The following is a 21,613-nucleotide window of genomic DNA, read 5'->3' on the forward strand; positions in this document are numbered from 1 at the left end:
GAAACCCGAACGCGGGTCCAGTGATAGCGCTTGAGCATCAGAAGCGCATTTCTGCCATCTTCTGGGATCGCTGATGCTTCCCTAGCATCCGCCCACCTTCGTTCCTGATCCCCGAGGACATCGATGAACAAAACAAGCCTTTCGGTGCCGGTGCTGATCGTCGGCGCCGGGCCGGTCGGGCTGGCGCTGGCGATCGAGCTGGGGCAGCGCGGTATCGCCTGCCTGCTGGTCGAGCGCAACGACCGCGTCGGCTATGCGCCGCGCGCCAAGACCACCAACGTCCGCACCCGCGAGCACATGCGCCGCTGGGGCATCGCCAACCGGCTGCGCGACGCCTCGCCGCTGGGCGTGCAGTACCCGTCCAACGTGGTGTTCGTCACGCGGCTGGCCGGGCGCGAACTGGCGCGCTTCGAGAACGCGATGTACTGCGCCCCCGGCCGCAACCCGCTGTACTCCGAGCACGCGCAATGGATCCCGCAGTACACGGTGGAGGAAGTGATGCGCGAGCACGCGCAGTCGCTGCCCGGCGTGGACCTGCGCTTCAACTGCGAGATGACCGGCTTCACGCAGGATGGCGCCGGCGTCTCCGCGCAGGTGCGCGACAAGGCCAATGGCACGGACTTCACCGTGCAGGCGCAGTACCTGGTGGGCGCCGACGGCGCGCGCAGCGCGGTGCGCGACCTGATCGGCGCGCGCATGGAGGGCCAGTACGGCCTCTCGCGCAACTACAACATCGTGTTCCGCGCGCCCGGCCTGGCCGAGGCGCACAAGCACGGGCCGGCCATCATGTACTGGCAGCTCAATGGCGAACTGCCCAGCCTGATCGGCCCCATGGACAGCGGCGACAAGTGGTTCTTCATGCCCACCAAGGTGGAAGAGGGCGTGCGGCTCAACGACCTGGATGCCGCCGACCTGATCCGCAAGGCCACCGGAATCGACCTGCCCTACGAGATCCTCAGCAGCGACGAATGGGTGGCCAGCCGCCTCATCGCCAACAGCTACCGCGACCGCCGCGTGTTCCTGGCGGGCGATGCCTGCCACCTGCATCCGCCCTTCGGCGGCTACGGCATGAACATGGGCGTGGCCGATGCGGTGGACCTGGGCTGGAAGCTGGCCGCGCTGCTGCAAGGCTGGGGCGGCCCGACGCTGCTGGAGAGCTACGAGGCCGAGCGTCGGCCGGTGCACCAGTGGGTGATCGCGGAAGCCGAGGCCAACCACGCCATCCTCAGCAACCACCTCGTGGCCGCGGGCCTGGAAGGCGACGGCCCCGAAGGCGAACGCCTGCGGCGTGAAGTCGGCGCGCGCATCGAGGCGACCAAGCTGCGCGAGTTCAACACCCTGGGCGTGGTGCTCGGCTACCGCTACGAGGATTCGCCGGCCATCGTCCCGGACGGCTCGAGCGCGCCGGCGCTGGACTTCATCAACTACGTGCCCAGCTCGCGCCCGGGCCACCTGGCGCCGCACGCCTGGCTGCATGACGGCAGCTCGCTGTACGACCATTTCGGCGGCGGCTTCACGCTGCTCGCTTCGTCGGCCGCGGATGCGAAGGACCTCGAAGCGATCCGCCGCCAGGCCGGCGCGAACGGTGTGCCGCTCGCCGTGCTGCAACCCACGGAGGGCGGCATCGCCAACCTCTACCCCGCGCGCTACACGCTGGTGCGCCCGGACCAGCACGTGGCCTGGCGCGGCGACACCTGGCCGGCCGATGGCAGCGCGCTGCTGCGCCGGCTTTGCGGAATGCAGGCCTGAAGGAGGACTTGAGCATGACGACCACCCGCCGTGCCGGTGTCACCGGCGTCCACTCGGTGAACCGCTTCGTGTTCTCCGTGCCCGATCTCGAGGCGGCGCGCCGCTTCTACACGGCCTTCGGCCTCGAAGTGCGCCAGGTCGGCGAACGCCTGGACCTGTACACCGCCGGCCATCCTCATTGCTGGGGCTCGGTGCACGCCAGCGGCGCGCCCAAGCACCTGGAATACGTGAGCTACGGCGTGTACGCCGAAGACCTGCCGGCGCTGCGCGAACGCATCGAGCGCCATGGCCTCGGCTGCGAGCCGCATCCGCTGTCCGACGGCAGCGGCCTGTGGCTGCGCAACCCGGACGGCACGCCGCTGCAACTGGTGGTGGCGCCCAAGGTGTCGCCGTCCGCGAAATCGCGGCCCAGCCCGCGTGCCAGCGTGGCGGCGGGGCAGGGCGCGGCCCCGGCGCGCAGCCAGGTGCAGCCGGTGCGCCCGCGTGCGCTGTCGCACGTGCTGTTCTTCACGCCGGACGTGGAGCGCATGCTGCGCTTCAGCACCGACATCCTGGGCCTGCGCCTGTCGGACCGCTCGCAGGACCTCATTGCCTTCCTGCATGGCGCGCACGGCAGCGACCACCACCTGGTGGCCTTCGCCAAGTCGCACGCGCCCGGCCTGCACCATTCCAGCTGGGACGTGGGCAGCCTCGACGACGTGGGCAGCGGCGCCGAGCAGATGCGCACCGCCGGCTTCGACCGCGGCTGGGGCCTGGGCCGCCATGTGCTGGGCTCCAACTACTTCCAGTACGTGCGCGATCCCTGGGGCAGCTACGCCGAGTACTCCTTCGACATCGACTTCGTGCCGCACGACCTGGAGTGGCCGGCCGCCGACCACCCGCCGCACGACTCCCTTTACGTCTGGGGCCCCGCGGTTCCCGAAGACTTCATCACCAACCACGAGCAAGCATCATGAGACTGATCGCCTTCCTGAACGACCAAGGCCAACCCGCGCTGGGCGCCCGCGCCAGCGGCGACGAACTGCTGGACCTGAGCGCCGCCGGCGCGCCGGCCACGCTGGACGAAGTGCTGCGCCAGGGCGACGCTGGCTTTGCCGCGCTGCGCCAGGCCCTGGAGCGCGCTACCGTGCGCCGCCCGCTCGCCGGCCTGCGCTACCTGCCGCCGGTGCAGCAACCGGGCAAGGCCTTCGCCATCGGCCTGAACTACATGGACCACGCGGCCGAAAGCAAGTTCGACGTGCCGAAGGTGCCGGTGGTGTTCCCCCGCTATCCCTCGTCCTGGGTGGCGCACGGCCAGCCGCTGGTGCGGCCCCACGTCTCCACGCAGTTCGACTACGAAGCCGAACTGGTGGCCGTCATCGGCAAGGCCGGCCGCTACATCCCCAAGGAGCGCGCGCTGGAGCACGTGGCCGGCTACTCGATCTTCAACGATGGCTCCGTGCGCGACTACCAGCTGCGCACCAGCCAGTGGATGATGGGCAAGAACTTCGACGCCAGCGGCTCCTTCGGTCCCGAGTTCGTGACGGCCGATGAACTGCCGCCCGGCGCTTCGGGCCTGCGCATCCAGTGCCGCCTGAACGGCGAGACGCTGCAGGACGCGAACACGAAAAGCATGATCTTCGACGTCGCCACGCTGGTGGCGTCCTGCTCCGAGGCGATGGCGCTGCAGCCGGGCGACATCATCATCACCGGCACGCCGTCCGGCGTGGGCCTGGCGCGCAAGCCGCAGGTGTGGATGAAGCCCGGCGACACCTGCGAGGTGGAGATCGAGCGCATCGGCATCCTGCGCAACGGCATCGTCGACGAGGCCTGAACCGGAATTGGTGGTGCGCCGCTGTTCGCTTTGAACGCAGAAGACGCAGAAACATCGCAGAAGGCGCGAAACAATTCATTGGCTTTCTTTTGCGGCTTCTGCGTTCAAGACCAGTAGCGCGCCCGCCAGCAAGGAGTATTCATGAACCAGCTCACGAAAATCTACGAACCGCCGCCGCTGCGCCTGATCGCGCTGGAGGAGCACTTCCTCTACGACGGCCTGCTGGAAACCTACGACGCGACCGACCGTGCGCTGCTCGCGCCCTCGCGCGTGCCCGGCCTCGACGAGGTCGGCGACCAGCGCATCGCCGAAATGGACCGCGCCGGCATAGACCTGCAGGTGCTGTCGCACACCAAGCCCGGCGCGCAGGAGATCGAGGACCCGGCGCAGGCCGCCTCGCTGGCGGCCGCCGCCAACGACTACCTGGCCGAAGCGGTGGCGCGCCATCCGGCGCGCTTCGCTGCCTTTGCCACGCTGTCCACCGGCGCGCCGCAGGCCGCCGCGGCCGAACTGGAACGCACGGTGCGCAAGCTGGGCTTCAAGGGCGCGATGATCAACGGCCACACGCGCGGCGCCTACCTGGACCAGCAGCGCTTCTGGCCGATCTTCGAGGCGGCCGAGGCGCTGGACGTGCCGATCTACCTGCACCCGTCCAACCCGCATCCGCTGGTCTACGAGGCCTACTACAAGGACTTCCCGACCCTGGGCTTCGCGCCCTGGGGCTACGCGGTGGAGACCGGCACGCACGTGCTGCGGCTGATCCTGTCCGGCGTGTTCGACCGCTTCCCCGGCCTGCGCATGGTCATCGGGCACATGGGCGAGCTGCTGCCCTTCGCGCTGTGGCGCGCCGACGGCCGCCTGACGCCCAAGTACCCGCAGCTGAAGAAGTCGGTGCGCAACACCTTCCTGGACCACTTCAGCCTCACGACGGCTGGCGTGTTCTCCACGCCGGAGCTGATGTGCACGGCCAGCGTGGTCGGCTGGGACAACCTGCTGTTCTCGGTGGACTATCCCTTCGAATCGAACCTGGACGCGGTGCGCTGGTTCTCCAACCTGCCGATCGCCGAAAGCGACCGCGCCAAGGTGGCCCACCGCAATGCCGAGCGGGTGCTGAAGCTCGCGCCCACCGACCAGAAGCAAGCGCGATGAAAAGAAGCACCTTCCTCCTGTCCGCGGCCGCGGCTCTCGTGGCCGCCGCGTCGCCCGCGTTCGCGGCCGACAAGTTTCCGTCGCGGCCCGTGACCCTGGTCGTGCCCTTCACGCCCGGCAGCGGCAGCGACACCATTGCGCGGATCATCGCGCCCAGGCTGTCCGCGCGCTGGGGCCAGCCGGTGGTCGTGGAGAACAAGCCCGGCGCCAGCGGCAACATCGGCACGCTGTTCGCAGCGCGTGCGCCGGCCGATGGCCACACGCTGTTGATGGCGATCAACACGCACACGATCACGCCGGCCATCTATCGCAACAACCTGCCTTACGACGCCGAGCGCGACTTCGCGCCCATCACCAAGCTGGCCGAAGCCAACTTCACGCTGGCCGTGAACCCGGCGCTGCCGGTGCAGGACATGAAGTCGCTGATCGCCTATGCCAAGGCGCACCCCGGCCGGCTGGACTACGCCTCGCCCGGCAACGGCACGCCGCACCACATGGCGATGGAGCTGTTGAAGTCCACCTACGGCGTGTCGCTGGTGCACGTGCCGTACAAGGGCATCTCCGGCGCGATGACCGACCTCATGGGCGGCCAGGTGCAGCTGATGTTCGCCTCGGTGCCTTCGGTGCGCACGCAGGCGCAGGCCGGCAAGGTGCGGCTGATCGCGGTGACGGGCGATAAGCGCAGCAGCCAGATCCCGGACGTGCATACCTTCCGCGAACAGGGCTTCGCGGCCATGGACGCCATCGACGCCTGGTACGCCGTGCTGGCGCCGGCGCGCACGGCGCCCGATCTCGTCCAGCGCCTGAACCACGACTTCGGCGAAGTGATGAACACCGAGGACGTCAAGGCGGAACTGGCGCGCCAGGGCCTGCAGGTGCGCACCGGCACGCCCGCGCAGCTGGCCGACCTGATGCACCGCGACATCGCGCGCTGGCAGAAGGTGGTGGACAGCGCCGGCATCAAGGCCGACTGATTTCGCTTTCCCCAATGAAAAGGGCGCCGCAACTGCGGCGCCCTTTTGCCTTTGCAGGCCTCAGAAGAAATGCATCACGCCGACCTGGAAGCCGGTGGTGTCCTGGCCCGCGCCAGGGCCTGCGGGGCCCAGCGCGGCCTGTTCGGCGATCGCCGGGCCCATGCGGAAGGCGGCGGTGCCGTCGTTCGCCAGCCGCGCCACGTTCACGAACAGCTGCGTGCGCTTGGACAGGTAGTACCAGTAGCCGGCGCCCATCAGCGAGGCATCGGCATTCGGCGCGCTGCGGTGCAGGTAGGAAGCGCGGATCTGGCCCGCGCCCACCGGCACGGCAACGCCGACCAGGTAGCCCTTCGCATGCGGCACGCCTTCGGTGCTGTTGGTCTGGTACTGGCCGCTCAGGCGCAGCACGCCGAAGTCGTAGGCACCCGCGAAGGACGCGGTGCGGCTCGCCCTGCCGCCACCGGCCAGGCCCACGGAGGCCGCGGAGGTGAGCGTGTTCTCGTAGAAGGCGCCGGCGTAGACCGGGCCGTTCTCGAAGTCGACGTTGAGCGCCGTGGCGCGGCCGGTCGGCTGGCCTTCGCCGGCGGCGTAGTAGGCGCGGCCGCTCAGCCCGGCGAAGGTGGGCGTGAGGTATTGGATGGCGTTGTCGTAGCGCAGCGTGTAGCCGCGTGCGCCCTGCAGCAGGTAGGGCTGGCCGCCGGGCCCGAAGCGCTGGAAGGGGTCGGCGCGCAGCGATTGCCACAGGCCCGGCGCCCACTGGCTTCCCAGCTGCACCGAACCCCAGTTGCCGTTGCCCAGGCCCACGTAGGACTCGCGGCTGAACACCTGCGTGGTGCTGGTGAGCGCGCCGCTATCCACCTGGAAGCCCGATTCGAGCTTGAAGTAGGCGCGCAGTCCGCCGCCGAGGTCTTCCACGCCGCGCATGCCCCACAGCGAAGCATCGCTGGTCAGCACGTTGAGGCGCGAGGCGCTGCGGGTCGGCGTGCTGCTGAAGTGCAGGGATTCGGCGCTGATGTTCAGGCGTCCATACAGCGTGACGGACGATTGCGCGGCGGCCGCAAGCGGCAAGGCGATGGCGGCGGCGAGCACGGTTCTTTTCACAGGGTCTCCTCCAGGGTTGTGGATCGGGTTTTCGCTGGGAGCGAAGCACCGGGACCGAACGATAGGGAGCGCCCGGTCCCCTGGGGAGATGGCAGAAATCGTGCGCCGATGCGGCGCGCTTATCAGCGTGCGCGCGCCCCTTCCTGCTCGATGCGGAGGGAGATGATGCGGCGCGCCTGCAATGCGGTCGCATCGGCTTTCAGGTCCAGCAGCGGCGGCTGCGGCTTCTGCTGCAGGCGCTGGAACTGCGCTTCGATGATCACCTTGTCCTCGGCGAAGGTGGCATCGATCTCGTTGTAGACGCGCTCCGTGAGCTCGGGCCGGCCCTCGCGCGCCTGGTGCGAGATGGTCCAGAAGTAGTGCGTGCTGTGTTCCGTTTCCGGCGTGACGGCATGCAGCGAGCGCAGCGAGAACGCGCCTTCGTGCTTGCCTTCGTAGGCACCGGTGCCGACGTCCTTGGCGCAGGCGTTGATGGTCACGTAGCCAGGCTGGAACTCCACCTCGGTCCAGCGGTCCACGCGGCCCTGGAAGCCCGCAACCGCGACGTACGTGGGCGGCGGCACCGAGTCGCGCATCCAGCGCACCATGCGCAGCCCGTGGTCCGTGCGGCTGGTCTTGGTCTCCGCATTGGAGTGCGTGGCCGGCATGCCGCCGATGGTGTGCTTGTGCACGAAGCCCACGTGCGTGAGATCGAGCAGGTTGTCGATGACCAGGCCGTGCGGCGCCGCCACTTCGTTGCGCTTGCCCTTGTGGGCCCAGCCGGGCGCGGAGTGCCAGGGGTAGGCGAGCGGCTCGACCGACTCGGCGCGCGCGGCATCGCCCAGCCAGATCCACACCAGGCCATCGCGCTCGCGCAGCGGGTACGCAGTGACGCGTGCAGCGGCGGGAATGGTGTCCTGGTTGGGGATGCGCACGCAGCGGCCGCTGCAGTCGTAGACCAGGCCGTGGTAGCCGCACTGGATGCCCTCGGCCACCACTTCGCCGTGTGCAAGCGGCAGGCCGCGGTGGCAGCAGCGGTCTTCCAGGGCCACGGCCTGGCCCTCGCGAGAACGGAACAACACGACCGGCTCGCCCAGCAGCGTGCGCGGCAGGGGTTGCTCGACGAGCTCGTGGCTGAAGGCCGCCACGTACCAGCAATCGCGGACGAACATGGTTCAACTCCCGGTGGTTTCGAATTCGATGTGGCTCAGGTGGCCGTCGAACAGGCCGACGGCTTCCAGCACGCGCGGGCGCAAGGCCTTGCGTTCTTCGCTGGCCAGCATGCGCTCGGCGTCGGCGCGGCTGGCGAACTCCACCAGCACCTGGCAGGCGATGGCAGGCGGGGCATCTTCCAGCTTGGTCGGCCACAGCGCCCGCACCGAGTGCACGCCGGGCATCGCGCGCATGGCGGGCAGCAGCACGCTTTCCATCAATTGCTGGAATTGCGCGGCGGCGCCGGGCTTGGGCGCGCCGACCCAAAAGGCGGAACGAATGAACATGCTCGTGTGTCTCCTCTCGCGGATCAAGTTGAAGAAGGGCGTTCCAGCAGCCGCAGCGCATTGCCGCTGGCGATGGCGTCGCGCGTGGCGGGGGGCAGGTCCAGCCGCGCGAAGCGTTCGACGCTGTGGGTGAGCGGGAAGCGGTCGTAGTCGGTGCCGAACAGGATCTGCGTGTCGGCCACGCGGGCGCGCAGCAGCGTCATCGCTTCGGGCGTGTAGGCCTGCGCACATTCGAAATGCAGGCGGCCGAATTCGGCGGCGACGCCTTCGGGGAACAGCGCGTCCAGGCGTTCCGGGCCGAAGTCGTTCCAGCCGGAAAAGCCTTCGATGCGTCCCAGCAGCGCGGTGAGCGCGCCGCCGCCATGGCAGAAGATGAAGCGGATGCGCGGGCGCGCGCGCAGGCTGCCGCTGGCCATCAGGTTCAGGATGCAGCGCGCCGTGTTGAAGGGGTACTCCAGCCAGGGCGCCGACACGCCACCGGTCTGGTAACCCAGCATGCCGCAGTCGCAGCCCGCGCCGTGGCCCTGCGGGTGCACGAAGACCAGCGCGCCGCGCCGGTCCAGTTCGTCCAGCACCGGCGTGAAGGCCGGGTCGCCCAGCCAGCGCTCGCCGTAGTGGGTGACGAGGCCGATGCCATCGGCCTGCAGCACGTCGAAGGCATGGGCGATCTCGGCCAGCGCGCCTTCGGTGTCGGCCAGTGGCGGCAGCGAAGCGAACAGGCCGAAGCGCGCCGGATGGCGGCGCACCAGCGCCGCGCCGTACTCGTTGACCTCGCGCGCGCGGGTGCGCGCCGCCTCCACCGAAGCAGCCTGCACCGGGCCGGGCCAGCCGATCGCGCGTGCGACGCCGGCGGCATCCATCTCGGCCAGCGCGCGTTCGGGCGACCAGCCGGGCTGGCCGCCGCCGCTGCCGGGCGGGTTGAAGTGGTGGTGGACGTCGACGAAGCCGCTCACGTGCTGGCCTTGAGCCCCAGCGCGGGCAGGATGCCGGCCCAGCGCGCGACTTCGGCCAGGTGGTATTGCTGGAAGGCGTCGCCGAACAGCGAGCCGGGCTCGAGGCCGAAGCCGGCGAGTTGCGTGCGAACCGCCGGCTTCTCGATGGCCGCCTTCAGTTCGGCGGACAGCTTCTGCGCGACGGCTTGCGGCAGGCCCGCGGGCCCGAACAGGCCGAACCACACCGACAGGTCGACCGCGGCGCCCAGTTCCTTCAGCGTAGGGACCGCGGGAAGGCGCTTGGCGCGCAGCGCCGTGGTCACGGCCAGGGCGCGCAGCGAACCGCCTTCGATCCGGGACAGCGCGCTGCCATCGACCATGAAGAAGGCCAGGCGGCCCGCCAGCAGTTCCTGCAGGCCGGGCGCGTAGCCGGCGAAGGGCACTTCGATGAACTGCAGGCCCTTGGCGCGCGCGAGCAGCGTGCAGGCCACGGCCACCGTGGAGCCGTTGCCCAGCGTGCCATGGGCCAGCTCGCCGGGCTTCGCCTTGGCGGCGGCGACGAGGTCGTCGAAGGTCTTGTAGGGGGAGTCGGACCGCACGACGAGGTACAGCGGTGTCGACGCCGCCAGTGCCAGGCCCGTGAAGTCCTTGCGCGGGTCGTAGCCCACCTGCGGCAGCAGGTGCGGGTTGAAGTCCATGATGCCGCCGGTGCCCAGCAGCAGCGTGTAGCCGTCAGCCGGCGCATGGGCCACCGTGGATGCGCCGATGGCGCCGCCGGCGCCCGGCTTGTTCTCGACGATCACCGTGGAATGCATCGAAGCGCCCAGCTCGCTGGCCAGCAGCCGCGGCAGCGTGTCCGACAGTGCGCCGGGCGGCGCCGGCGAGATGAGGCGGATGGTGCGGGAGGGGAAGCGTTCCTGGGCGAAGGCGGGGGCCAGGACGGCGGCGCAACCGGCGGCAAAGGCCCGGCGCGTGAGTTTCTGGGCAGGCATGAGTCCTCGGGATGGCTGGGAGGCAGCCGCACTCTAGGCCCGGCTTCCCGCCACCGAAAGATGCCAAAAGCGCGCCACCGATGCAGGCCCGGCATCGCTCGCGGCCGATCGCCGGCAGGCATCGGGCGAGCAGAACTGCCATCTGTCGCAAGCCGCCGCGGCTTCCTAGCATCGGCGTCCATGTCCAAGAGAACTTTCCTGCGCTGCGGCCTGGCCGCGGCCCTGATGGCCGCCCTCGGTTCCTGCGCCACGGCGCCGCTGCCGGTGAGCGAGGGCACCGTCATCCGCGACGTGGCCGTGGTCGACACGCGCACCGGCGCGCTGCAGCCGCACCGCAACGTGGTGCTGCAAGGCGGCCGCATCTTGGCCGTCACCGACGGGCCGGTCGCGCTGTCAGGCACGGCGGCCGAGGTCGACGGCAGCGGCAAGTACCTGGTGCCCGGCTTCAACGACATGCACACCCATGCCTTGCCGCGCGTGCAGCAGCAGCCCGGCGTCTGGGCGCTGCTGGTGGCCAATGGCATCACGGGCATCCGCGAGATGGCGGGCGCGCCGGAGCTGATCGCCGCCGCCCACAAGATGAACGCCGAGCGCGCGGCCGGCCGCCTGGACGCGCCGGAGATCCTGCAGATCCCCGGCCCGCTGTTCCTGGGCGCGCCCAGCGCCGCAGCGGCCAAACAGGCGGTGCGTGCGCACAAGGCCATGGGCGCGGACTTCATCAAGGTGGTCGACGGCTCCAACGAAGCCGTGCGCGCGGTGCTGGAGGAGGCACGCGCGCAAGGCCTGCACGTTTCCGGCCACCTGGAGCCGATGTTCGACACGACCGAAGCAGCGCGCGCCGGCTGGCGCAGCATCGAGCACCTCGGCTCGGGCATGGGCGAGCGGCTCGATTGCTCCGCCGATGCAGCCGGCGTGCGCAGCGCTCTGGCCCGCGGCGAAGGCGCGCATCCGGCCTTCACGCCGGCCTACATCCTCAACCCGATGCTGTTCCGGGCCGAGGATGCGCCGCTGTACCGGCGCATCCTGGCGACCCAGGACGCGGCGAAGTGCAGCGCGCTCGCCGCGGAGTTCGCCCGCGACGAGACCTGGCAGGTGCCGACCTTGATCCGTGTGCACGGCATGGTGTTCAGCGATGCCGCCGTGCACCGGCAGGATCCGCACCTGGCCTCCATGGACGCCGCCACGCGCGCGCAGTGGGAGGACGTGGGCCGGCGCTATGCGCAGATGCCGCCGGCCGCGGCCGCCACCTTCCGCGAGTACTACGCGAAGCAGGCGGCCCTGCTGCCCTTGTTCCGGGAGGCTGGTGTGAAGATGATGACCGGCTCCGACCTGGGCGGCGCCTGGGTCGTGCCAGGCTTCGCGCTGCATGACGAGTTCCGCCTGCTCGCGGCCGCCGGCCTCACGCCGCTGCAGGTGCTGCAGATGACGACCTGGAACCCGGCCGAATACCTGGGCCGGCAGGCCACCATGGGCAGCGTGGAGCCGGGCCGCCAGGCCGACCTGGTGCTGCTGGACGCGAACCCGCTGGCCGACGTGGCGAACCTCGATCGCATCGCGGCCGTCGTGCTGCGCGGGAAGGTGCTGCAGCGCCCGGAGCTGCAGCGGATGCTGGAGGACGCGGCGCACGAGGCTCGCTGAAGGGACGGTGCTGGACCGGTGAGCGCCTCCTGCGTTACCGTAGGCGCCCATGATCGTCCGCGACCGCCCGCACGGCCTGCAGCTGTTCTTCACGCTCCGCGGCTCCGTGCTGCCCCACATCGCCGGCAAGCTGGCGACCTGCACCGTGCTCGCGCTGCTGGTGACGCTGTCGCACGGCGTCCTCTATCACTCGAAGATCACGCTCACGAGCGTGCCCTTCACGCTGATCGGGCTGGCGCTGGCGATCTTCCTGGGCTTTCGCAACAGCGCCGCCTATGACCGCTTCTGGGAGGCGCGCCGGCTCTGGGGCGACCTGGTGCACCGCTCGCGCAGCTTCGCGCGCCAGGTGCAGTCGCTGCCGCTGTTCGACAAGCCGGTGGGGCCCGAGGACCAGGACGATCCGCGCCGGTTGCTGATGCTGCGCACGATTGCCTTCGCTTCGGCGCTGCGCCACCAGCTGCGTGGCTCCGACTGCAATGCCGATATGCAGCGCCTTTTGCCGGCCGATGAGGCCGCGGCGATGAACGCTTCGACGCGTGGCACCGAGTTCCTGCTGCGGCACATGGCGGAGGATCTCGGTGCCCTCGTGCGGGCGCACAAGCTGCATCCGGCGCTGGCGGCCAACACCGACCAGTCGCTGTCCGCGATGGCGGCCGTCGCTGCCGGCTGCGAACGCATCAAGCAGACGCCGATCCCCTTTGCCTACACGCTGCTGCTGCACCGCACGGCCTGGCTGTATTGCTTCCTGCTGCCCTTCGGGCTGGTGGACACGGTGGGCTACATGACGCCCTTCGTCGTCGCCATCGTCGCCTACACCTTCTTCGGCCTGGCGGCGCTGGGCGACGAAATCGAGGAGCCCTTCGGCACCCTGGACAACCACCTGCCGCTCGATGCGCTGTGCCGCGAGATCGAGGTGAGCGTGCTGGACACGCTGGGCGTGCGCGACTTGCCGCCGCGGCTGGCGCCGGTGGATTCGCGCCTGACCTGAAGCGTCGCGCTTACCGGCGCTGAGGCTTACTCCGCCTTGATGCCCCGCATCAGGATCACCCCACCGAGCATCGCGGTGTCGGAATTCACGCGGTGCGCCAGGCCATCCGGCGTGGTGCCCGCGGCTTCCCAGCCCTGCGTCAGCAGCTTGCCGCGCACTTCCGGCGTGCGCGTGATCTCCGAGATCATCGCTGCCAGCTTCTCGGCGATCGGCTTGGGCATCGAGTTCGGCGCCGCCGCGGCGACCCACACTTCGAGCTGGAAGCCGCGGATGCCTTCTTCGTTGAGCGTCGGGTAGTCCGGGCCCAGCGGGCTGCGCGCCAGCGAGGTCATGCCGATGGCCTTCAGCTTGCCGGCCTTCACCTGCGGGATCGCGATGCCGGGCGGCAGCAGCGCCATCTGCACCTTGTTGGCTTCCAGCGCCGCCACGGTCTGCGGGTTGCCCGGGAAGGGCATGTGCACCGGGCTGATGTTGGTCTTGGTGCGCAGCAGCTCGATGCCCAGGTGGCCGACGGTGCCGACGCCGGGCGAGCCGTACTTCCAGCTGTCGCCGGCGTTGCGGGCGTTGAAGAAGAACTCCTGCGCGTTCTTGCCGGGCGCGTTCGCCGGCGCCACCAGCAGCAGCGGCGCGGTGCCGACCAGCGACAGCGGCTGCAGGTCCTTCTCCGGATCGAAGGGCGTGGACGGCGCCAGCATCTTGGCGATCGTCATGTTGCCGTTGATCAGGAAGCCGATCGTGTAGTTGTCGGTGGCGTTCACCAGTTCGGCGGCGGCGACGTTGCCGCCGGCGCCCGGCTTGTTCTCCACGCTCACGGGCTGGCCGAGCGCCTTGGACAGCGGCTCGGCGATCGTGCGGGCCACCTGGTCCGGCGTGGAGCCGGGCGGGAAGCCCACCAGGATGCGCAGCGGCTTGCTGGGCCAGTTGGCCGGCATGCCGGCCTGCGATGCGGGTTTGGCGGGCGAGGGCGGGGCGGCCAGCGCGGTGGACGCGGCGGCGGCGATGGCCAGCAGCACGAAGCTGCGGCGCACGGTGTTCAACATGCGAGGGGTCCTCTCCAACGAGTACTACTGCCTTCGTCGAGGCGGACGCGATGCTACTGGGGACAACCCGGGGTCCCGCGCCGTGCCGCGGCAATTTGACGCGCATGCGCTGCATTGGCGCGCGCATCGTCAGCCAGAAGCAAGGCTTGCTAGGGCGCTCCCCTATTCCCCATTCGGCAAATGCGAAGGGAAGCGCCGGACTGCGTTACTGCTCCTTGCGGTCGAAGACGGCCAGGTGGACCGGCCGGGGCGTCATGCGCCGCGCTTGCGCCAGCATCATGGAGCCGCTGTCCTCGCCGTTCATGGCGGCCACTTCGTTGCGCGATTGCTTGTAGTCGGCGACCGCGTCGGCACGCGTGGTGGTGCTGGCGGGGGCGTGCGCGGCGAGGTAGGCGGAGCCGCTGTCTTCGCCGGTGAAGGCCTGTGCCTGCCCCTGCTGCACGCCGGCGGCCACTTCGGCGCGCGTCATGGTGCTGTGGAAGGTGGGTTGCGGGTCCCAGCCTTCGCCATAGTTCTCGGCGAAGGCCATGTTGGCGAGGGCGGCGCCGGCGCAGACGACGGTGGCGAGCAGGTAGCGGTTCATGGCGGTTCCTTTCCGGGTGCGTGAACTACGAGTCCACGCCCCGCAATCTACGGACGCGCCAAGCCGCGCGATGTACGTTCGCGCACATCGTTTCGCAAATCGGGAGGAGGGAACGCGCGCTCAGGTGCGCGAGTCGTGTTCCTTGCGTTCGTCGCGCCGCGCCATCCAGCTGTCGACGATGAACAGCACCGCGAAGGCGGCGATGCCGATCAGCGCGACGCCGATGAGGCCGCCGAAGGCTTCGATGCCCGCGGACAACTGCGTCCACAAGCCGCGCTTCGAGCGCAGGACGGCCACCACGAGCCCGCCGAGGCAGGCCAGCGCCACGGCCAGCACCACGCTGCCGTAGACGCGTTTCCTGGCTGGCCTCGATTCGGTTCCCACGCCCTGCACGATAGGCGAGCCGCACTGACCACGGGCTGACAGGGAGCCTGCCCGGGACACTAGTTCTCGCCCATGTGGACCCAGTCGGCCTCCGCGAGCGATTCCATGTAGTTCGCCATCGTGTCGAGCTTGCCGTGCCGCTCGGCCCATTCGATGTGCTCGCGGAAACGCAGGCGCCGCTGCAGGTTCGACAGCTTGCTCCATTGCCACACTTGCGTGGGCGGCGGCGCGAGGTCCGCGTAGTGGTCGCCTTCGACCAGCAGGTACAGGGCCGCCCACAGCGCCGGGCGCGGGCAGGCGCGGTTGTTGCGGCGCGCGAGCACCATCGTGTCGTCGGTGGTCCAGGGGCCGCTGTGCCGGCGCGGCGGGTCCTCGCTGGCGCCGCGCGAGAGCGGCACCACTTCGGAGGGCTGGGTCGGCGCGAACGCGAGGTCCATGCGGCGCGACTCCTCGTTCCAGGCCTCCCAGACCGACTCGCCGCCTTCCTTCACTTCGGGGGTGGGCAGCGGCAGCCAGCTGTCGGCGGGGAACCAGGAATCCTTCTGGGGACCCGGCGGGTTCTTCCTTCCAAATGCCATGCTGCCAAGTTAGGCAGCAGCGCGCGGGGCCAGCGTAGGCCAGCATCCATCGATGGCCGCAGACCATCGAGACCGCGTGGAGAATTCCTGCCAGGCGCGCGCGCACGCGCACAAGCGCCATCTCCCTGCCGGCGCGAGGCCGGCAGGGAGATGGCGCTGTGCTTGCCGCGGGGGGCTTAGCTCGCGTCGTGGATGACGGTCACGTGCCGGTTCACCTCGACGTCCGGACGGTCATGGCGCACTTCACGCACGACGACGTGGCGCTCCGGGTCGTAGCGGTGGTGGATCACCACCGTGCGATGCGGCATCGGCTCCAGGTAGCCGGTGGTGGTGCGCGTCGTGCGGCGCACGTAGGTGCTGCCGTCGGGGCGCGTCACGCGCACGGTCTTGTGCACGACGCCCGGTTCGTCGCTGCGGATGTGCTTGGTCACCACGGCGCCGTCCGCCCTTTCGTGGGTGACGGAGACGTCCTGAGCGAAAGCCTGGCTGGCGATGCCGCCGGCGGCGACGGTGAGGGCAAGGGCGATGGTCTGCAGTTTCATGCGAACTCCTTGTTGGTCTGGGTTTGACGGAATGCCCGCGAGGGCATACCTGTTAGACGCGCGAGGCCTTCGCAAGGTTGAAAGAAGAAGGGCCGGGTGAGTGTCAGGCGGGGTCTGACGAGAGGCGCATGGCTGGGGCTTGCCGGCGCGGAACCCGGCCTAAGGCGTGCCTTCGCGGCCCACGATGCGGTCGAGGCGCAGCCGGTGCCGTGCATCCGTCACGCGCCGCGTCGCCGCCATCACGGCCGCGGCGGCGCCGAAGCCGGTGGCGCCACCCAGCAGGAACAGCACGAGCACCTGGTACTTCGCCGCATCGAAAGGCGACATGCCGGCCAGCACCTGGCCCGTCATCATGCCGGGCAGCGTGATGATGCCGGCCGCCGACATCTGGTTGATGCTGGGGATGATGCCGCTCTTGAGCGCATCGCGCCGCACCGGCGCCAGCGCTTCGTCGCGCGTGGCGCCCAGGGCCAGCCGCGCCTCGATGGCGCGCTGCTCGCGCACGATCGTGATGTTGAACGCGTTGAGGCTGACGCTGATGCCGCTCATGACGTTGCCCAGGATGATGCCGAACATGGGCACCGTGAAACGCGGGTCGAACCACGGGTCCGGATGCAGCAGGCCGATCGCGAGCGCGGTCACCGGCAAGGTTGCCACCGTGATGGCGCCGGCGCCCATCGAATAGGACCAGTGCCCGCGGAAGCGGCGCTGCTGGCGCGACATCGTCTCCCACGCCGCGCTGCCAAGCATCGCGAGCAGCACGGCGCCCACGAGCCATGGCGAGCCGAACGCGAACACCGTCTTCAGCACCAGGCCGACCAGCAGCAGCTGCACCACCATGCGGGCGCCGGCAACCAGCTGGGAGCGGCCGACGCCCAGCCCGAGCCGCAGCGACAGGGCCGCATTGGCGACCACCAGCAGCGCCGCGATGGCCAGGGTGCCGTAGCCGAGCGAGGGTTCGTTCATGCCGCCGTCTCGCGCAGCTGGCCCGCGTCCATGGCGAAGCGCCGGCGGGCGAGCCGCCCGGCCTGTTCGGGATCGTGGGTGACGAGGACCACCGCGCAGCCATCGCGCATGCGTGCGCGCAACAGGGCCTCGACCTGGCCGCGGCTTTCGCTGTCGAGGCCGGAGGTCGGCTCGTCCAGCAGCAGCACGCGGTTGTCCGGGGTCAGCGCGCGCAGCAGCGCGGCGCGCTGGCGCTCGCCGGTGGAGAGCCGGCCCACCGGCCAGGCTATGGCTTCTTCGGGTAGGCCCACTTGCGGCAGCAGCGCGCGGGCGTGCTGCGGGTCGGGGTAATGGTCGCCGATGCGTTCGGCCCACCAGCCGGAGTCGGCGGCGACGTAGGTGACGCACTTGCGCCAGGCCGGCGCACGCATCGCGGAACAGGCGGTGCCATCGAGCGCGGCTTCGCCGGCATGCGGGTCGAGGTCCGCGATCATGCGCAGCAGGACCGACTTGCCCGAGCCGGAGCGGCCCTGGATGGCGATGCACTCGCCGGCCTCCACGTTCAGGGTGATGGGCCCGACGTGCAGGCGATGGAGGCCGTGGAGTTCCAGCATGGGGCGAGGGCGCGCGAGGCGGCAAGCATAGCGGAAACGCTTCCGCCTGCACCGGCCCGCGGCGGCCTCACCGCCGGGCCGGGATCAACGGCGCCAGGGGTTGTTCGGCGCGCGGTCGAAGCGGTCCGGCACGCCGTCGCGGTCGGCGTCGCCCCAGCCGCGGCGCTCGCCTTGCCAGTGGCGATGGTGGTAGTCGCGGTCGCGATATTCGTAGCCGTAGTAGACCGGCTGCGGTTGCACGTAGACGGGTTGCGGCTGCACGTACACCGGGCGCGGCTGCACATAGACCGGTTGCGGCTGCACGTAGACCGGCTGCGGCTGAACGTAGCCGAACGGCACACCGATGGAGACCGCCACGTCGGTCCGGGCCTGGGCCGCCGTAGCGGCAGCCAGGGCACCGAAGGCCAGGGCAGTGGCGAGAAGCGGCTTGGCGGAGATGAAGCGGTTCATGGAAGGCTCCTTTTCTTGAGGTGCCTCCATGTTGCGCGTGGCCAGGTGAACCGGAACTGAACGGATTCAGCAGCCAGCCGTGCAGCGGCCGCCGCCGTCGAATTCCATCGTCCGGCCCGACAGCGGCAGGTGCACCGGCACCTTCACGAGCTTGGTGAAGGCCTCGGCCTTGCTGCCGGGGCGCAGCTTGCCGCCCGCCGTGCTGGCCTCGTTGGCGTGCGAGGCGATCACCGACGCGGGTTTCACCAGTTCGTTGATCACGAAGGCGGCTTCCACCGGGCCGGTGGTGAAGCCGTCGCCGATGTTCATCACCGCCAGTTGCGTGTGATACAGGTCGCGCACGACGCGTTCCTGGTCCGCGGTGATGCCCGTGTCCCCGGACAGGTAGGCGGCCAGGCCGTTGCTGAAGCGCACGACGTAGCCGGTGGCCAGGCCGACGTCGCCATAGATGCCGGCTTCCTTCATCATGCGGCCCAGGTCGCCGCCGATGTAGTCCGGGTCGACGCCGTTGCTGTGCATGGCCGTGACGGTGGCGATGCGCACGCCGCCCACGACGACGCTGCCGCCGAAGCGCGCCAGGATCGAGTCGGCCGGGTTGCCGCCGTTGGTGCGCAGCTTGGCGGCGAAGAAGGACGGCATGTCGCTGCCGGTCACGATCTTGGCTCTCTTGGCCAGCGCGATGTTGACGGCCAGCGTGTTGGGCAGTTCGGACACCGACATGTCGGGGCTGCCGCAGGCGCCGGCGTTCACCGCCTGCGTGCGCACGTTGCCGACGTGGTCGCCGTGCATGTGGCTGACCAGGATGACGTCGATCTTGCCCAGGCGCGGGTCGTTGGCGCCCACCACGCTGCGGCCCGGGTCGTACAGGATGCGCGTGCCGTTCGGGTCCTCGAACACCAGGGCGCGGTCCTGCGCGCAGAACTCGCCGTCGAAGCCGCCCAGCGGCGTTACCTTCACCGTCTGCGCCGCGGCCGGCAGGGCCAGGGCGGCGCTCAGCACGGCAAACCAGAATGCGCGCTTCATGGGCATGTCTCCATCTTGTTGGTTGTGGCGGCGGGCATCTTGAACCGAAGGCCGGATGCTGTGAATTGCATCTTTCGCAAGACTTGATGCAGTTCGCGGAAGAATGAGGCCAAAGAAAAAGCCCCGCATGGCGGGGCTTCCATTTTTTATCCGGGCCTTTGCGGCCCTTTGCTTCCCAACGACGTCCTCTTCTGATCCGTCCCCAACTTCTGTGCCAACAAGTGTCGCGAAAGCGCGCGCCAACTGCCAACCCATCCGGCGGCCGGCGCCGACCGCTCATCCCGGAGCGGCGGCGTTGGCGTGACAAAGTTGCGGGTGTCAGCCCTGGCGCCGCAGCGAGATGCGCTCTTCGGCGGTCCGACCTTCGCTGGTCGCTGTCATGTGCACGTCGAAGCGCTGGCCCGGGATGAAGGCGGGGTTGGCGGCCACCGGCAGGCTGAAGTTGCCGTTGCGGTCGGCGCGGATGGTCTGGTCCAGCACCGGCGTGGTCACGCCCAGCAGGCCGCCCACATTGGCCACCGATTCCACCTGCACCCGCACGTCCGCGAAGGGCACCGTGCGGCCCTGCAGCAACAACCGGCCGTCGCTGTCGATCATGGAGCCGTTCTGGTGGCTGGTGATCTGCAGCGGCAGGCCGGCGGCGCTGCCCACCCGGTCGCGGTCGCCGAAGCCGCGGTCGCTCGCCACGTCGAAGGTCCAGGTCTTGGTGGTGGCGTTGCCGGCCTGGTCGCGCACCGTCAGTTCGGCGGTGTAGCGGCCGGGGTCGAGGTCGGCGCGGTAGCGCACCTCGTCGCCGGTCACGCGCGCATCGCCGGTGACGTCGCGGCCTTGCAGGCGCAGGCGTACCGAGGCCGGGTCGATGCCGCTGCCGCCTTCGTCCGACAGGCGGGCGCCAATTTGCGTGCGGCCGCGCTCGGTGATGCGGTCGCCGTTGCCCGGCATGAGGTCGGTGATCTGCGGCGAGCGATCGTCGCGCGCCACCGGCCGGTCGCGGTCCCAGCCGCGGTCGCCGCCGTTCATGTCGACGCGCGCGGTCAGCGTGCGGTTGCCCATGCGCAGGCTGGCGACGGCGCGGTCGAAGGCCTGCAGGTTGTCGCGGCGGCGCACGGTGTAGGTGCCTTCGTAGACGCCCGGCCGCACTTCGGCCAGGTCGACGCCGCTGATCACGCCGGGGATGTCCATCCAGGCGTCGCCGCCGGGCGCGCCGAGCAGGCGGAAGCGCAGTTCGCGCCCCGGTTCGACCCGGCCCATGGAGCGCATCACGAAGCGCTCGATGCCCGGTCCGGGCGGCGGCGCCATCCCGGGACCGGCAGGCGCTCCGGGTGCGCCCATCGCGAGCTGCTGGAAGGACTGCGGGTAGCTGAAATTGCGCGCGATCACCTGGCCGCCGGACACCTGCGTCACGCGCGCGGCCATCAGCTGCGCGGGATCGAGGCGGTCGGCGCGGCGCACGACATAACTGCCGGTGTAGACGCCGGGCGAGGTCTCGCGCAGCGGCACGCTGATGCCGCTCTTGCCCAGCATCACGTCGGCGCGGGCGGCGCGCGGCGCGGCGTCGAGCCGGAAGCGCAGCGTGGAGCCGGGCGCGACGCCGTCGTCGGCGTTCACCTGCAGGGCGTTGATGACGGGCGCGGCCACCGTGGCGCGCTCCTGCGCGGCCGCGGGCTGGGCCAGGAAAGTGGCGGCGGGAAGCAGCAGCAGGATGGCCGCAACGTGGGGTCGGAGCTTGGCTTGCACGGATGTCGCCTCCGGTGGTTTCTGATGCTTCCGAAGCTAGGGCATCAAGCTGGACGGCCGTGTAGGAAGTCCGCCGCGCCCCCGGTCAGCCGAGGCAGGCACAGCCACGGAACGCCGTCAGGGACCCGAGGGCGGTTCGCCGGGGCCGCGGTCCATCTCGCTGGGCGTGCCGGCCTGGAAGCCGGTAAGCCGCGTCTCCTCGCCCGGGTCGCCGAAGAACTTCTCGGCTTCGGCGCTGCGCGCCACCTGCATGCGGTACCAGGCGATGCCGAGGCCGGCGACGGCCACCAGCGCGACGCCGCCCCAGGCGTGCAGCCACCAGGAGGCCAGCAGCACGCCGGCTCCGACCAGGCCAAGGAGGATGAGCGGCAGGGGGCGTTGCATGGCGCGGGACTTCCTGGGCGCGATGGTAGCGAGGCCCCGGGCGCGGTGCCAGGGTGGCTGGCGGAATCAGGCGGAGGCGGGGGCGACCACGCCTTCGTCGTCGCGGCCCGCCAGGCTGTCGCGGGCTGCCATCGCGTTGACCAGGCGGCGCACGCCGGGCATCTGCTGCACCTGCAGCAGCAGGCCTTCACGCTCGCTGGCCAGCACCGTGCCGCTGAGGCGCACGATGCCGTTTTCCACCCGGACTTCGATCGCGCGCGGGTGGCTCACCATCCGGCCGAGCCGAGACTGGATCTCGGCGCGCAGGTCGGCGTCGGCCTGCGGGTCCGGGCGCTGCTGCCGCGCCAGCCGGGCCTGCAGCCGCGGGCCGCCGGCCGGCTCGTTGCGCAGGCCGCTCATGACCAGGTCGGCCAGCAGGGTGCGGCGCTGCCGTCCCAACTGCGGGTCCAGGTAGTACATGGCCAGCGCGCCGGCGGCCAGGGCGCCGATCGAGGCGGCGAGATGCTTCATGGTTTCTCC

General features: G+C 70.2%; 24 protein-coding genes. 7 read left to right on the top strand and 17 right to left on the bottom strand.

Annotation, left to right across the window (positions count from 1 at the left end):
- Positions 1-123 precede the first annotated feature (123 nt).
- The 5 genes from HHL11_RS09045 (at position 124) to HHL11_RS09065 (ending at position 5,685) form a co-directional block, all read left to right on the top strand.
- On the top strand, positions 124-1,749 hold the full coding sequence (locus HHL11_RS09045) for an FAD-dependent monooxygenase (protein WP_169418068.1): 1,626 nt from the start codon (positions 124-126) through the stop codon (positions 1,747-1,749).
- A 14-nt stretch (positions 1,750-1,763) separates the two neighbouring features.
- The gene (locus HHL11_RS09050; protein ID WP_169418069.1) at positions 1,764-2,705 is read left to right on the top strand and encodes a VOC family protein; all 942 of its coding nucleotides are present in this window, start codon (positions 1,764-1,766) and stop codon (positions 2,703-2,705) included.
- Positions 2,702-3,562: a fumarylacetoacetate hydrolase family protein gene (locus HHL11_RS09055; RefSeq protein ID WP_169418070.1), complete on the top strand. Its 861-nt coding sequence runs from the start codon at positions 2,702-2,704 to the stop codon at positions 3,560-3,562. Before HHL11_RS09050 ends, HHL11_RS09055 begins: the two co-directional genes overlap by 4 nt.
- A 141-nt stretch (positions 3,563-3,703) precedes the next feature.
- Positions 3,704-4,711 carry an amidohydrolase family protein gene (locus HHL11_RS09060; RefSeq protein WP_169418071.1) on the top strand — a complete coding sequence of 336 codons (1,008 nt, stop codon included), beginning with the start codon at positions 3,704-3,706 and terminating at the stop codon, positions 4,709-4,711.
- Positions 4,708-5,685, top strand: coding sequence for a tripartite tricarboxylate transporter substrate binding protein (locus HHL11_RS09065; protein ID WP_169418072.1), 978 nt, complete (start codon positions 4,708-4,710; stop codon positions 5,683-5,685). The genes HHL11_RS09060 and HHL11_RS09065 overlap by 4 nt, the downstream gene beginning before the upstream one ends.
- Positions 5,686-5,745: 60 nt before the next feature.
- Here HHL11_RS09065 and HHL11_RS09070 read toward each other — a convergent pair whose 3' ends face one another.
- From HHL11_RS09070 to HHL11_RS09090, 5 genes are all read right to left on the bottom strand, one after another.
- Positions 5,746-6,786 carry a porin gene (locus HHL11_RS09070; RefSeq protein ID WP_169418073.1) on the bottom strand — a complete coding sequence of 347 codons (1,041 nt, stop codon included), beginning with the start codon at positions 6,784-6,786 and terminating at the stop codon, positions 5,746-5,748.
- Between the two features lie 122 nt (positions 6,787-6,908).
- Positions 6,909-7,937, bottom strand: coding sequence for an aromatic ring-hydroxylating dioxygenase subunit alpha (locus HHL11_RS09075; RefSeq protein ID WP_169418074.1), 1,029 nt, complete (start codon positions 7,935-7,937; stop codon positions 6,909-6,911).
- A gap of 3 nt (positions 7,938-7,940) precedes the next feature.
- A complete protein-coding gene (locus HHL11_RS09080; RefSeq protein ID WP_169418075.1) occupies positions 7,941-8,264 on the bottom strand; it encodes a hypothetical protein in 324 nt (107 codons plus the stop codon).
- Positions 8,265-8,287: 23 nt separating this feature from the next.
- The gene (locus tag HHL11_RS09085; RefSeq protein ID WP_169418076.1) at positions 8,288-9,217 is read right to left on the bottom strand and encodes an amidohydrolase family protein; all 930 of its coding nucleotides are present in this window, start codon (positions 9,215-9,217) and stop codon (positions 8,288-8,290) included.
- The gene (locus HHL11_RS09090) at positions 9,214-10,188 is read right to left on the bottom strand and encodes a Bug family tripartite tricarboxylate transporter substrate binding protein (RefSeq protein ID WP_169418077.1); all 975 of its coding nucleotides are present in this window, start codon (positions 10,186-10,188) and stop codon (positions 9,214-9,216) included. Before HHL11_RS09090 ends, HHL11_RS09085 begins: the two co-directional genes overlap by 4 nt.
- Positions 10,189-10,368: 180 nt before the next feature.
- On the opposite strand from HHL11_RS09090, the gene HHL11_RS09095 reads away from it, so the two are divergent.
- Together HHL11_RS09095 and HHL11_RS09100 are read left to right on the top strand one after the other, a co-directional pair.
- The gene (locus HHL11_RS09095) at positions 10,369-11,826 is read left to right on the top strand and encodes an amidohydrolase family protein (RefSeq protein WP_169418078.1); all 1,458 of its coding nucleotides are present in this window, start codon (positions 10,369-10,371) and stop codon (positions 11,824-11,826) included.
- A gap of 49 nt (positions 11,827-11,875) precedes the next feature.
- Entirely contained in the window at positions 11,876-12,814 is a 939-nt protein-coding gene (locus HHL11_RS09100) for a bestrophin family protein (RefSeq protein ID WP_169418079.1), read from the top strand.
- 26 nt (positions 12,815-12,840) lie between these two features.
- Here the strand turns inward: HHL11_RS09100 and HHL11_RS09105 are convergent, their stop codons facing one another.
- From HHL11_RS09105 to HHL11_RS09160, 12 genes are all read right to left on the bottom strand, one after another.
- Positions 12,841-13,854, bottom strand: coding sequence for a Bug family tripartite tricarboxylate transporter substrate binding protein (locus tag HHL11_RS09105; protein ID WP_169418080.1), 1,014 nt, complete (start codon positions 13,852-13,854; stop codon positions 12,841-12,843).
- 205 nt (positions 13,855-14,059) lie between these two features.
- Positions 14,060-14,437 carry a hypothetical protein gene (locus HHL11_RS09110; RefSeq protein WP_169418081.1) on the bottom strand — a complete coding sequence of 126 codons (378 nt, stop codon included), beginning with the start codon at positions 14,435-14,437 and terminating at the stop codon, positions 14,060-14,062.
- Positions 14,438-14,557: 120 nt separating this feature from the next.
- Complete coding sequence (locus HHL11_RS09115) at positions 14,558-14,821, bottom strand: hypothetical protein (RefSeq protein ID WP_169418082.1); 264 nt, start codon at positions 14,819-14,821, stop codon at positions 14,558-14,560.
- Between the two features lie 59 nt (positions 14,822-14,880).
- Positions 14,881-15,399, bottom strand: a complete 519-nt coding sequence (locus HHL11_RS09120) for a hypothetical protein (RefSeq protein WP_169418083.1) — start codon at positions 15,397-15,399, stop codon at positions 14,881-14,883.
- A gap of 176 nt (positions 15,400-15,575) precedes the next feature.
- Positions 15,576-15,941, bottom strand: a complete 366-nt coding sequence (locus HHL11_RS09125) for a hypothetical protein (RefSeq protein ID WP_169418084.1) — start codon at positions 15,939-15,941, stop codon at positions 15,576-15,578.
- 159 nt (positions 15,942-16,100) lie between these two features.
- Positions 16,101-16,907: an ABC transporter permease gene (locus HHL11_RS09130; protein ID WP_169418085.1), complete on the bottom strand. Its 807-nt coding sequence runs from the start codon at positions 16,905-16,907 to the stop codon at positions 16,101-16,103.
- A complete protein-coding gene (locus tag HHL11_RS09135; protein ID WP_169418086.1) occupies positions 16,904-17,500 on the bottom strand; it encodes an ABC transporter ATP-binding protein in 597 nt (198 codons plus the stop codon). Before HHL11_RS09135 ends, HHL11_RS09130 begins: the two co-directional genes overlap by 4 nt.
- Positions 17,501-17,584: 84 nt before the next feature.
- Positions 17,585-17,950, bottom strand: coding sequence for a hypothetical protein (locus tag HHL11_RS09140; RefSeq protein WP_169418087.1), 366 nt, complete (start codon positions 17,948-17,950; stop codon positions 17,585-17,587).
- Between the two features lie 66 nt (positions 17,951-18,016).
- Entirely contained in the window at positions 18,017-18,973 is a 957-nt protein-coding gene (locus HHL11_RS09145) for an MBL fold metallo-hydrolase (protein WP_169418088.1), read from the bottom strand.
- 318 nt (positions 18,974-19,291) lie between these two features.
- Complete coding sequence (locus HHL11_RS09150) at positions 19,292-20,710, bottom strand: hypothetical protein (RefSeq protein WP_169418089.1); 1,419 nt, start codon at positions 20,708-20,710, stop codon at positions 19,292-19,294.
- 117 nt (positions 20,711-20,827) lie between these two features.
- Positions 20,828-21,094, bottom strand: a complete 267-nt coding sequence (locus HHL11_RS09155) for a hypothetical protein (RefSeq protein WP_169418090.1) — start codon at positions 21,092-21,094, stop codon at positions 20,828-20,830.
- Positions 21,095-21,160: 66 nt separating this feature from the next.
- Positions 21,161-21,604 carry a BON domain-containing protein gene (locus tag HHL11_RS09160; protein ID WP_169418091.1) on the bottom strand — a complete coding sequence of 148 codons (444 nt, stop codon included), beginning with the start codon at positions 21,602-21,604 and terminating at the stop codon, positions 21,161-21,163.
- Positions 21,605-21,613: the final 9 nt, after the last annotated feature.

The sequence above is a fragment of the Ramlibacter agri genome (assembly GCF_012927085.1).
GTDB classification, from domain to species: domain Bacteria; phylum Pseudomonadota; class Gammaproteobacteria; order Burkholderiales; family Burkholderiaceae_C; genus Ramlibacter; species Ramlibacter agri.

Excerpts from the sequence above, each read along its gene's own strand:
- HHL11_RS09045 (WP_169418068.1), top strand. The coding sequence starts at position 124 with ATGAACAAAACAAGCCTTTCGGTGCCGGTGCTGATCGTCGGCGCCGGG.
- HHL11_RS09050 (WP_169418069.1), top strand. The coding sequence starts at position 1,764 with ATGACGACCACCCGCCGTGCCGGTGTCACCGGCGTCCACTCGGTGAAC.
- HHL11_RS09055 (WP_169418070.1), top strand. The coding sequence starts at position 2,702 with ATGAGACTGATCGCCTTCCTGAACGACCAAGGCCAACCCGCGCTGGGC.
- HHL11_RS09060 (WP_169418071.1), top strand. The coding sequence starts at position 3,704 with ATGAACCAGCTCACGAAAATCTACGAACCGCCGCCGCTGCGCCTGATC.
- HHL11_RS09065 (WP_169418072.1), top strand. The coding sequence starts at position 4,708 with ATGAAAAGAAGCACCTTCCTCCTGTCCGCGGCCGCGGCTCTCGTGGCC.
- HHL11_RS09075 (WP_169418074.1), bottom strand. The coding sequence starts at position 7,937 with ATGTTCGTCCGCGATTGCTGGTACGTGGCGGCCTTCAGCCACGAGCTC.
- HHL11_RS09080 (WP_169418075.1), bottom strand. The coding sequence starts at position 8,264 with ATGTTCATTCGTTCCGCCTTTTGGGTCGGCGCGCCCAAGCCCGGCGCC.
- HHL11_RS09090 (WP_169418077.1), bottom strand. The coding sequence starts at position 10,188 with ATGCCTGCCCAGAAACTCACGCGCCGGGCCTTTGCCGCCGGTTGCGCC.
- HHL11_RS09095 (WP_169418078.1), top strand. The coding sequence starts at position 10,369 with ATGTCCAAGAGAACTTTCCTGCGCTGCGGCCTGGCCGCGGCCCTGATG.
- HHL11_RS09100 (WP_169418079.1), top strand. The coding sequence starts at position 11,876 with ATGATCGTCCGCGACCGCCCGCACGGCCTGCAGCTGTTCTTCACGCTC.
- HHL11_RS09105 (WP_169418080.1), bottom strand. The coding sequence starts at position 13,854 with ATGTTGAACACCGTGCGCCGCAGCTTCGTGCTGCTGGCCATCGCCGCC.
- HHL11_RS09110 (WP_169418081.1), bottom strand. The coding sequence starts at position 14,437 with ATGAACCGCTACCTGCTCGCCACCGTCGTCTGCGCCGGCGCCGCCCTC.
- HHL11_RS09120 (WP_169418083.1), bottom strand. The coding sequence starts at position 15,399 with ATGGCATTTGGAAGGAAGAACCCGCCGGGTCCCCAGAAGGATTCCTGG.
- HHL11_RS09125 (WP_169418084.1), bottom strand. The coding sequence starts at position 15,941 with ATGAAACTGCAGACCATCGCCCTTGCCCTCACCGTCGCCGCCGGCGGC.
- HHL11_RS09130 (WP_169418085.1), bottom strand. The coding sequence starts at position 16,907 with ATGAACGAACCCTCGCTCGGCTACGGCACCCTGGCCATCGCGGCGCTG.
- HHL11_RS09135 (WP_169418086.1), bottom strand. The coding sequence starts at position 17,500 with ATGCTGGAACTCCACGGCCTCCATCGCCTGCACGTCGGGCCCATCACC.
- HHL11_RS09140 (WP_169418087.1), bottom strand. The coding sequence starts at position 17,950 with ATGAACCGCTTCATCTCCGCCAAGCCGCTTCTCGCCACTGCCCTGGCC.
- HHL11_RS09145 (WP_169418088.1), bottom strand. The coding sequence starts at position 18,973 with ATGAAGCGCGCATTCTGGTTTGCCGTGCTGAGCGCCGCCCTGGCCCTG.
- HHL11_RS09155 (WP_169418090.1), bottom strand. The coding sequence starts at position 21,094 with ATGCAACGCCCCCTGCCGCTCATCCTCCTTGGCCTGGTCGGAGCCGGC.
- HHL11_RS09160 (WP_169418091.1), bottom strand. The coding sequence starts at position 21,604 with ATGAAGCATCTCGCCGCCTCGATCGGCGCCCTGGCCGCCGGCGCGCTG.